The following is a 9,743-nucleotide window of genomic DNA, read 5'->3' on the forward strand; positions in this document are numbered from 1 at the left end:
TGCTTCCCCTTGATTGTCATTGTCGCGATCAAACACCGATCGCCTGCGTCAGCACTTCCTCGTGGCTTGCCGCGCGATAGTCGTGGCTGGCGACCAGCCGACCCCGCCGAAACACGTGCAGGCGATCGGACAGCTCGTAAACCTCCGGCAAATAGGAGGAGATCAGGATGATCCCCGCTCCGTTTTCCAGAAGCCGGGCGAACAGCCGGTAGATTTCCGCCTTGGTGCCGACATCGACGCCGACAGTCGGCTCGTCGAAGATGAACAGCTTGGCGCCGTGGCTCAGCCACTTGCCGATGACGATCTTCTGCTGGTTGCCGCCGGACATCGCCGACGCCAATACGCGGCGTGACGGCGTCTTGATTTTCAGATCCCGGATCTGCCGGTCGGCATTCTCGATTTCCTTCTGCCGGTTGATCGTCAGCCCGCGCGTCAGCCGACTGAAGATCGGCAGATTGATGTTGAGACCAATCGGCAGGTTGAGGCAGAGACCCTGGTCGCGCCGGCTCTCGGGCGCCAGCGCAATGCCGAGATCCATCGCCTTGCGCTCACTGTTGATGTTGACCTTGTGTCCCTGCCAGTAGACCTCGCCTGCGGTCGAGGCATGACGTCCATAAAGGCCGAGGGCAAACTCGCTCCGTCCGGCACCGATCAGACCATATAGGCCGACGATCTCACCGGCGCGTACAGTGAGCGACACGTCCTCGAAGCCGGGACCACTCAGCCCACGGGTTTCAATGATCGTGTCTCCGACCGGAAAATGCTCCTTGTGATAGATCTGTTCGATCGTGCGGTTGATCATCAGGGTGATCAGTTCGGCGTCGTTGGTCTCGCCGATCTTTCGCGTGCCGACATGGGTGCCGTCGCGCAGCACCGAGACACGATCGGCGAGTTCGAAGACTTCTTCCATGCGATGGCTGATATAGACGATCGTCACCCCCTCACCCTGTAGCCGGCGAATGAGCCGGAACAACTGGGCGGATTCCTGACGTGTCAGATAGGCGGTCGGCTCGTCGAAGATCAGAAACTGAGTGCCGCGCATGGCGGCGCGGGCGGTCGCGACCAGCTGCTGCTGGCCGATCGTCAGGCTGCCCAGCGTTGCGGCAGCCGGCAGGTTGAAGCCGAGATCGTCAAGCACACTCTGGGCCGCTTCGGTCATGGCGCGCTTGCGCATCAGGCCGGCATTGTTGATCTCATCGCCGAGGAACATGTTGGCGGCGACGCTCAAATGCGGGCAAAGCACCACCTCCTGATGAACGGCGTTGATGCCGCGCGCGATCGCTTCCTGCGGGTTGTCGAGCTGGACCGGCTTGCCGCACCAGAAGACTTCGCCGGACGTGCGGCGGATGACGCCGGTCAGGAGCTTGATCAGCGTCGACTTGCCGGCGCCGTTTTCGCCGACGATGGCGTGGACTTCACCGGATAGAAAGGTGATGGAGGCGGGTTTCAACGCTTCGACGGCGCCGTATTTCTTCTGCAGCGCGCGCATTTCCAGGATCGGTTCGCCCCTTGGTACCGGGTGACGGGAAGCCGTCTTCAAACCGTCGCTCTTGCTATCGCTGACCTCATCGAGACCTGGCATCTCAGCACTCCTCCCCATAGCACGGACTGCCAGCGGCCGGTCCTCGTACCCGGCCGCTGGCAACCGTATTCTCGGCGGCAGGCGAACCCTGCGCGCACCTACCGCCGATTGCCGTCAATTGACCTTCGGGTTCAGCAGAGCGTCGATCTTCGGTTCGGCCATGTTGGCCTTGGTCACCAGGTTGGCGCCGGTGTCGACATTGGCCTCAACCTTCTCCTTCTTCGACACCGCGAGCGCCGTTTTCACCCCATCATAACCCATGCGGTAGGGATCCTGGACGACCAGACCGGCGAGCACGCCTTCCTTGAGGAAGCCGACTGTCTTCTCGTCGCTGTCGAAGCCGATCACCTTGATCTTGTCGCCGAGCTTGTTTTCGGCAATCGCCTGGCCGACGCCCTGCGCCATGATCAGGTTGGAGGCAAAGACGCCGACGAGGTTCGGGTTGGCGGTGATCAGGTCGGTCATCATGTTGAGACCGGTGGTTGCCTGGCCGTCGGCATATTTGTCCGCCACGACCTTGAAGCCCGGATACTTCGTCTTGATCTGGTCGAGGAAGCCTTCGCGGCGCTGATCAAGCGAACCGACGCCCGGCAGGCTGGTGATGATGGCGATATCGCCCTCTTCCTTGCCCGACATTTCCTTGATCGCTGCAGCCAGACCATCGGCTGCGATCCTGCCACCCTGGACGTTATCGGTCGTCAGGAACGAGGAGAAGGCCTTGGAATCGGCGCCGGAGTCGATGCCGATGATCGGAACCGCCTTGGCGGCTTCATCGATCGGCTTGCCCAGTGCCTTGAACTCGGTCGGCGAGATCACGACGGCAGCAGGAGAACCGGCGACGGCGTTTTCGAGAATGCTGATCTGACCGTTGATATCGGATTCGGACTGAGCCCCGAGCTCGGGAACGTTGACGCCGAGATCTTTGCCTGCGGCGCGTGCGCCGGCCAGCACGATCTGCCAGTAGAAGGATGTGGTGTCCTTGACGATGATCGGAATGGTGACATCCTGCGCGAAGGATGCGGCTGGCGCCATCGTGGCGATCATCGCCGCGCCGGCGAGGGCGGTGAAGGCACGACGGGAAAGAATGTGCTTGGCTATGCTCATTGGGTTTCTCCTCTCAGTGCACCTCGTTCCATCTTATGGAGATCGATTCGCCAGGTGCTTACAGATCGATCTTTTATCGATAAAAAACATATTGGAACGCTAATACAACACTCTCCGCTTTGCAAGCAGTCGTTGCTGAGATTTGCGTGACTGCACTGTCTCCTCCGATAGTGCGTGTCGATACGGAAAGTTCGGGGCCGCGCCTGCGAAGACCGCCGGCCCGGCACCCCCAGCATCACGCCCGGACAGCCTCCAATCCAAGCTCCGGCGCCACAAGCGTGTAGGGCTCAAAGGCAGCGAAATCCTCACTGGACAACTTGTGCCGCAGCGCGTCCGCGTTGCGCCGCAAGCTCTCCGGTTTCGCTGTCCCGAACAGCACCGAGGCAACCACCGGATTGTCGAGCGGGAACTGCATGGCAGCGGCGGCGAGCGGCACACCACGCTCGAGGGCTATGCGCTCCATCGCGCCGACCTTTTCGCGGATCTCGCCGCTGGCGGGCATATAGTCGAAATGGGCGCCCTCGACCGGCCCGGTCGCGAGGATCCCAGAGTTGAACACGCCGCCGACGATGAGCGATGTCTTCTTCATTTCGCAGAGCGGCAACAGTTCGGCGACGGCGGACCGATCGAGCAGCGTATACCGGCCGGCAAGCAGGATGCAGTCGATATCGGCGCGGCGCATCACCTCAAGGCAAACAGGGACTTCGTTGACGCCGAGCCCGTAGGCGGCGATCACCCCACCGGCCTTCAGTTCCTCCAGCGCCTTCAGGCCCGAATCCAGCAATTGCTTCAGATAGACGGCATTGTGGGCGGCGCCATGGGTGTAGACGCCGATATCGTGGACATAGAGAATATCGATGCGATTGAGACCGAGGCGCGCATAGCTGAACTCGACCGAGCGCATGATGGCATCATAGCTGTAGTCGTACTGCACATCGAAGTTCAGCGGCTTGACGTAGGAATAATCAGGCACCGCGCCTTCAGGAACGGGATGCAACAACCGTCCAACTTTGGTGGATAGCACAAAACTGTCGCGCGGCTTTTCGCGCAGGAAATCGCCGACCCGGCGCTCGGCAAGACCGAGGCCGTAATAGGGCGCGACGTCGAAATAGCGCAAACCGGCGACCCAGGCCGCATCCAGCGTTGCCATCGCCGCATCGCGCGTGCATTCGCGGTAGAGCCCGCCAAGGCCGGCGGCGCCAAAACTGTATTCGGTCACCGACAGGTCAGTCCGACCGATCTTTCTCGTCTGCATTCCCTGTCTCCTCCCTCCAAGGATGCGCAAAATCACATCGTCAGAGTGTTGCCCCGAGATGCCAGGGCACAAATTCGTTGTCGCCGTAACCGAAGAGCTCGCTCTTGGTCTTCTTTCCCGAAGCGGTATCGATGATCAGATCGAAAATCTCGCGGCCAAGCCCGGCGATCGTCGCCTCTCCGGAGGCGATCACGCCACAATCGATGTCCATGTCTTCTTCCATCGACCGGAACAGCGCGGTGTTGCTGGTCAGCTTGATCGACGGTGCCGGCCTGCAGCCGAAACAGCTGCCGCGTCCGGTGGTAAAGGCGATGACATTGGCGCCGCCGGCCACCTGGCCCGTCGCCGACACCGGATCGTAACCGGGCGTATCCATGAAGACGAGCCCATGTTCGGTGACGCGTTCGGCATAGCCGTACACCGCGTTGAGCGGCGAGCGCCCACCCTTGGCCACGGCCCCCAGTGACTTCTCCAGAATGGTGGTGAGGCCGCCGCGCTTGTTGCCCGGCGAAGGATTGTTGTCGAGCGAGGCACCGTGGAGCGCCACATAGTTCTCCCACCAGGCAATCAGCCCGTCGAGCTTGGCGGCAACCGCATCGTTGACGGCCCGGCTGCGCAGCAGATGTTCGGCTCCGTAGATTTCCGAGGTTTCGGACAGAATGGCTGTGCCGCCGGCAGCCGCCAGGATATCGACGGCAGCCCCAAGCGCCGGGTTCGCGGTGATGCCGGACAGGCCGTCCGAGCCGCCGCATTGCAGGCCGACGATGATCTCGCTCACCGGAATGGCGACACGGCGTTGCCGACCCACTTCCTCGGCAATTTCATCGAGCATGCCGAGCGCCCGCTCCACCGAGCGCCGGGATCCGCCAGCCTCCTGAATGTTGAAATGGCGCTTTTCCTGCCCTGCCCCGCTCTGACCATAGAGCGTCAGCTGGTTGACCTCGCAGCCGAGCCCGACCATCAGCACGCCGCCAAAATTGACGTGCCTTGCGTAGCCCGCCAGGGTCCGATGCAGGTTCATCATGCCGTCACCCGTCGACGACATGCCGCAACCCTGATCGTGGACAATGGGCACGAAGCCATCGATGCCCTCGTACTTCGGCAGGATGCGCCGGTTGGCCTCTTCGGCGATGGCCCGACAGACCGTGGTGGAACAGTTCACGCTGGCGATGATGCCGATATAGTTGCGCGTTGCCGCGCGTCCGTCGCCGCGCCGGTAGCCCATGAACGTGCGCGCCTTGTCGGCAGCGCTCGCCTCCTCCGGTGTACCTTGCGGACTGATCGCCAGCCGATCCTGATCGAAGGAGAGATTATGGGAATGCACATGCTCGCCGGCTTTTATGTCGCTGGTCGCGCGTCCGATCGCCTGGGCATATTTGACAACCGGATCCCCCGCATGGATCGGCCGAATCGCAACCTTGTGGCCGGGGTCGATCTTCGTCGCCGTGCGAACGCCGCCCGGAAGAGCCTCGCCGGGCGCAATCGCCAGCGTTGCCACGACCACATTGTCCTCCGGCGCCAGAAGGATTGAAGACGGCACAGACACTCTGAATTTCTCCGTGAATGCTTTAGCGATTTCGAGATAGGGCTATTTGTCTTTTATCCACAATAGACAGATTGTCGTCAATGGGTATTATGCGAGGCGATCAACGTCTGGCGAACAGAGCGCGTTGACGAAGCGGCAACAGGAGAGAAAACGTCGTGATTGTCCTACGAGAGACGAAGACAAGTGTACGCCGGCAGGCTAGATCGGCGACCGACGAAAGCTGATCTTCCGATCCGCGTCTCGTCGCCCACGCAACCCAACCGCCCGGACCCTGGCAATGGCAAAACAGAACACCGTCTTCAAGGATGCCTATAACCGCTGCCTGAAAGTGCTGGCGGAGACATCCTCGCTGCCGTCCGAGCCGGAACTCGGGCAGGCGCTCGGCGTCAGCCGGACGACGGTACGGGCCATTCTCGGCCGCTTCGAAGAAGCGAAGCTGATCACCTGGGACAAGCGCAAGAAGATCGTGCTGCGCCAGCCACAGCCGGACGATTATTTCCCGACGGAAGAAACGGATTCGCTCGCCGAAATCATCGAGCGCAGCTTCATGCGCCGGATTCTGGCTGGCGGCGCCGAGCCCGGCATGCAGATCAACGAGCTGGAACTGGCGCGCGAGATCGGCACCGGCACCACCAGCGTTCGGGAATTTTTGATCCGCTTCAGCCGGTTCGGGCTGATCGAGAAGCGACCGAACAGCCACTGGATCCTCAAAGGCTTCACCCGCGAATTTGCGCTGGAACTAACCGAAGTCCGCGAGATGTTCGAGCTTCGCTCGGCTGCAAGCTTTGTGGCGCTGCCGGACAGCCATTCGGCGTGGCAGGAGTTGAGCAGGATCGAAGCGATGCATCACGAGATCCTGGCGGACATCGACAACCGCTACAAGGAATTCTCCGAGCTCGACGAGCGCTTCCACCTGTTGGTGCACAAATCGTCGAGCAATCGCTTCATCGTCGATTTCTACGACATCATCTCGATCGTCTTCCACTACCACTATCAATGGAACAAGACCAATGCGCGGCAGCGAAACGCGCGCGCGCTGGAAGAGCACCTCGCCTATATCGAAGCGCTGCGCTCGCACGATGCCAAACGCGCCGAGGAAGCCTGCAGGCGGCATCTGCGCTCGGCGCGCGAAACCCTGCTGCAATCCATTCCATAGCCAGCTATCGGAACGCCATGATGAAGACACCATTTGTGCAGTTTGGGACGAGCCGCTTTCTCCAGGCGCATGTCGATCTCTTCATCAGCGAGGCGCTGGACCGGCAGGCGGCCCCCGGATGCATCACGGTCGTCCAGACGACCGGCTCTGCCGAACGAGCGGGACGTCTGGCGGCATTGACGCAGCCGGGTGGCTTTCCGGTGGTGATCCGCGGGCTTGCCGACAGCAAACCGGTCGACAAGGTCGAGCGGGTCACGAGTGTCACCCGCGCGCTGTCGACTGACGGCAACTGGGATGCAGTTCGTGACGTCGTGGCGGCCGAGGCCGAATTTCTGATCTCCAACACCGGCGATACCGGCTACGACACGTCCGGTGACGACCTGTCGGCACGCGTGCCGCGGTCCTTTCCAGGCAAACTCCTGCTGCTTTTGAAAGCGCGTTTCGATGCGGGCGGCAAACCGCTCACCGTCCTTCCCTGCGAACTGGTCTCGCGCAACGGTGACGTGCTGAAGGCCATCGTGCTGGAACTGGCACACGGGAGACTGGACGAACAGCGGTTTTCGGACTGGCTGGCAAACGAGATCATCTGGGCCAATACGCTGGTCGACCGCATCGTCTCCGAACCGATCGAGCCGGCCGGCGCCGTGGCCGAGCCCTATGCCTTATGGGCGATCGAGAAACAGCCAGGGCTGAAGGCGCCGTGCGAGCACGAATGCGTGCTGATGGTCGACGACCTCGCTCCTTACGAAAAGCTGAAGCTGCATATCCTCAATCTCGGCCATACGGTGCTTGCGGACACCTGGATCAGGGGGCGGCGCGATCCCGGCGAAACGGTCCGGCAGATCCTTGCCGATGCCGATATCGCCAGGCGGCTCGAAGATATCTACGACCGGGAAGTGGTTCCTGCCTTCGCCGCCAAGGGGCTCGGGCAACAGGCCTGCGTCTATGTCGAAACGACGCTCGACCGCTTCCGGAACCCGTTCCTCGATCATCGGCTCGCCGATATCGCCAACCATCACGCTGAAAAGATTGCTCGGCGGATTGCCGAGCTCCACCGCTGGAGCCCTGATGTCGCCATGCCAATCCTGAGCGCGATCAGCGATCAGTAGCCGGATTCCAGCTTGGGGGCCTTCTGGCTTTCCTCGCCCAAAAATTCCTGACGTAGGGCCTGGGTCGCCCGAACCAGCGATGTGACATCGGTGCCGATCGCCATGAAATCGGCGCCGAGGTCGCGATAATCGCGCGCCTGGGCGAGATCGAGCGTCATGATCCCCCGCGCCTTTCCGGCCTTTTCGATACGCGCGAAAGCGTCGATGATCGCCGCCCGCACCTCCGGGTGCCCCGGGCTGCCGAGATGGCCCATGTCGGCGGCCAGATCCGAGGGTCCGATGAAGAGGCCATCGACGCCTTCAAGGGCGGCAATCTCGTCGATCGCCGCCAGACCCGCACGGCTTTCGATCTGCAGGAGAAGGCAGATCTGGTCGTTTGCGGTGTGGAGATAGTCGGTTATCCGGCCAAACTGCGATGCGCGCGCCAGTGCGGCGCCGACACCACGAATGCCGTGCGGCGGATAGCGGGTTGCGCGAACCAGCTCCCTCGCCTGCTCGACGCTTTCGACCATCGGGATCAGCAATGTTTGCACGCCCACATCGAGGGCCTGCTTGATCAGCGCGGTTTCGCCAACGGGAAGGCGAACGATCGGGTGGCTGGCGGATGCCGCCACCGCCCGGAACTGGGCCGACAAAAGCGGCAGATCGTTGGGCGCATGCTCGCCGTCGATCAACAGCCAGTCATAACCGCTGCCGGAGACGACTTCAGCCGCATAGGGGCTTGCCAGCGCGACCCAGAGCCCGAGCTGAAAACGCCGTTCGCGAAGGGCTGCCTTGAAGGGGTTGGTGGGTGCCGACATCGCGTCATCTCCTCTTTTCACGACTGCAATCTCTGTAACCACAAACAAAAAAACCGGCCAGAGATTTCCGGCCGGTTTCGCGATCTGATTGTATCAGGCTGCCGCCTGCGTCAGGCGATGCCGCCGAGGCAGACATATTTGATCTCGGTGAATTTGCCGCCTGCGTCAGGCGATGCCGCCGAGGCAGACATATTTGATCTCGGTGAATTCCTCGATGCCATATCTGGAGCCTTCGCGGCCGAGGCCGGAGAGCTTGACGCCGCCGAACGGCGCTTCCGCCGTCGAGATCAGTCCGGTGTTGACCCCGACCATGCCGTATTCCAGCGCCTCGGCAACACGGAACACCCGCGCCAGATCCTTGGCGTAGAAATACGAGGCCAGGCCGAATTCCGTGTCGTTGGCCTGCTCGATCACATCGGCCTCGTCCTTGAAGCGGAACAGCGGCGCAACCGGACCGAAAGTCTCTTCGCGCGCCACGGCCATCGCCTGGGTGACGTCGGCCAGCACCGTCGCCTCATAGAAGGTGCCGCCGAGCGCATGGCGCTTGCCGCCCTGAATCACGCGCGCGCCCTTGGCGGTGGCATCGGCAACGTGTTCCTCCACCTTTTCCAGTGCCGCCTGGTCGATCAGCGGGCCGAGGATCACGCCCTGGTCGAGACCATTGCCGATCTTCAGCTTGGCAACGGCCGCCGCCAGCTTGTCGGAGAAGGCGTCATAGACCTTGTCCTGCACATAGATGCGGTTGGCGCAGACGCAGGTCTGGCCGTTGTTGCGGAATTTGGCGATCAGGGCGCCTTCCACGGCCGCATCGAGATCGGCATCGTCGAAGACGATGAATGGCGCGTTGCCGCCGAGCTCCAGCCCGAGCTTCTTGATCGTGCCGGCGCTCTGGCGATAGAGCTCGGCGCCGACCCAGCCCGAGCTTCTTGATCGTGCCGGCGCTCTGGCGATAGAGCTCGGCGCCGACCTCGGTCGAGCCGGTAAAGGTCAGCTTGCGCACCACCGGGTTCGAGGTCATCTCGGCGCCGATCTCACGAGCCGAGCCAGTGACAACGCTGAAGAGCCCCTTCGGCAGGCCGGCACGTTCGGCAAGAATGGCGATCGCAATGGCCGAGAACGGCGTCTGTGCCGCTGGCTTCAGCACCATGGCGCAACCGGCGGCAAAGGCCGGGCCGGCCTTGCGGGTGATCA

General features: G+C 62.1%; 7 protein-coding genes and 1 pseudogene. 2 read left to right on the forward strand and 6 right to left on the reverse strand.

What is annotated here, in order from left to right; translation table 11 throughout:
- Positions 1-28 precede the first annotated feature (28 nt).
- From BLJAPNOD_RS03080 to BLJAPNOD_RS03095, 4 genes are all read right to left on the reverse strand, one after another.
- The gene (locus BLJAPNOD_RS03080; protein WP_115418863.1) at positions 29-1,582 is read right to left on the reverse strand and encodes a sugar ABC transporter ATP-binding protein; all 1,554 of its coding nucleotides are present in this window, start codon (positions 1,580-1,582) and stop codon (positions 29-31) included.
- A gap of 114 nt (positions 1,583-1,696) precedes the next feature.
- The gene (locus tag BLJAPNOD_RS03085) at positions 1,697-2,686 is read right to left on the reverse strand and encodes an ABC transporter substrate-binding protein (protein ID WP_077505379.1); all 990 of its coding nucleotides are present in this window, start codon (positions 2,684-2,686) and stop codon (positions 1,697-1,699) included.
- 235 nt (positions 2,687-2,921) lie between these two features.
- Positions 2,922-3,941 carry an aldo/keto reductase gene (locus BLJAPNOD_RS03090; RefSeq protein WP_115418864.1) on the reverse strand — a complete coding sequence of 340 codons (1,020 nt, stop codon included), beginning with the start codon at positions 3,939-3,941 and terminating at the stop codon, positions 2,922-2,924.
- A 40-nt stretch (positions 3,942-3,981) separates the two neighbouring features.
- The gene (locus BLJAPNOD_RS03095; RefSeq protein WP_115418865.1) at positions 3,982-5,487 is read right to left on the reverse strand and encodes an altronate dehydratase family protein; all 1,506 of its coding nucleotides are present in this window, start codon (positions 5,485-5,487) and stop codon (positions 3,982-3,984) included.
- Between the two features lie 277 nt (positions 5,488-5,764).
- Between BLJAPNOD_RS03095 and BLJAPNOD_RS03100 the strand changes: the two genes are divergently transcribed.
- Entirely contained in the window at positions 5,765-6,643 is an 879-nt protein-coding gene (locus BLJAPNOD_RS03100; protein ID WP_115418866.1) for a GntR family transcriptional regulator, read from the forward strand.
- A gap of 20 nt (positions 6,644-6,663) precedes the next feature.
- Positions 6,664-7,752 carry a mannitol dehydrogenase family protein gene (locus BLJAPNOD_RS03105; protein WP_115421110.1) on the forward strand — a complete coding sequence of 363 codons (1,089 nt, stop codon included), beginning with the start codon at positions 6,664-6,666 and terminating at the stop codon, positions 7,750-7,752.
- On the opposite strand, the gene hpaI is transcribed toward BLJAPNOD_RS03105, so the two are convergent.
- Complete coding sequence (gene hpaI, locus BLJAPNOD_RS03110) at positions 7,746-8,552, reverse strand: 4-hydroxy-2-oxoheptanedioate aldolase (RefSeq protein ID WP_115418867.1); 807 nt, start codon at positions 8,550-8,552, stop codon at positions 7,746-7,748. The genes BLJAPNOD_RS03105 and hpaI overlap by 7 nt on opposite strands.
- Before the next feature lie 165 nt (positions 8,553-8,717).
- Positions 8,718-9,743: pseudogene (locus BLJAPNOD_RS03115) on the reverse strand (NAD-dependent succinate-semialdehyde dehydrogenase); the annotation flags it as partial.

Origin of the sequence: Ensifer sp. M14 (assembly GCF_003355565.1) — a bacterium.
Classification (GTDB): domain Bacteria; phylum Pseudomonadota; class Alphaproteobacteria; order Rhizobiales; family Rhizobiaceae; genus Ensifer.

Coding starts and splice junctions, on each gene's coding strand:
- BLJAPNOD_RS03080 (WP_115418863.1), bottom strand. CDS start 1,582: ATGCCAGGTCTCGATGAGGTCAGCGATAGCAAGAGCGACGGTTTGAAG.
- BLJAPNOD_RS03085 (WP_077505379.1), bottom strand. CDS start 2,686: ATGAGCATAGCCAAGCACATTCTTTCCCGTCGTGCCTTCACCGCCCTC.
- BLJAPNOD_RS03090 (WP_115418864.1), bottom strand. CDS start 3,941: ATGCAGACGAGAAAGATCGGTCGGACTGACCTGTCGGTGACCGAATAC.
- BLJAPNOD_RS03100 (WP_115418866.1), top strand. CDS start 5,765: ATGGCAAAACAGAACACCGTCTTCAAGGATGCCTATAACCGCTGCCTG.
- BLJAPNOD_RS03105 (WP_115421110.1), top strand. CDS start 6,664: ATGAAGACACCATTTGTGCAGTTTGGGACGAGCCGCTTTCTCCAGGCG.
- hpaI (WP_115418867.1), bottom strand. CDS start 8,552: ATGTCGGCACCCACCAACCCCTTCAAGGCAGCCCTTCGCGAACGGCGT.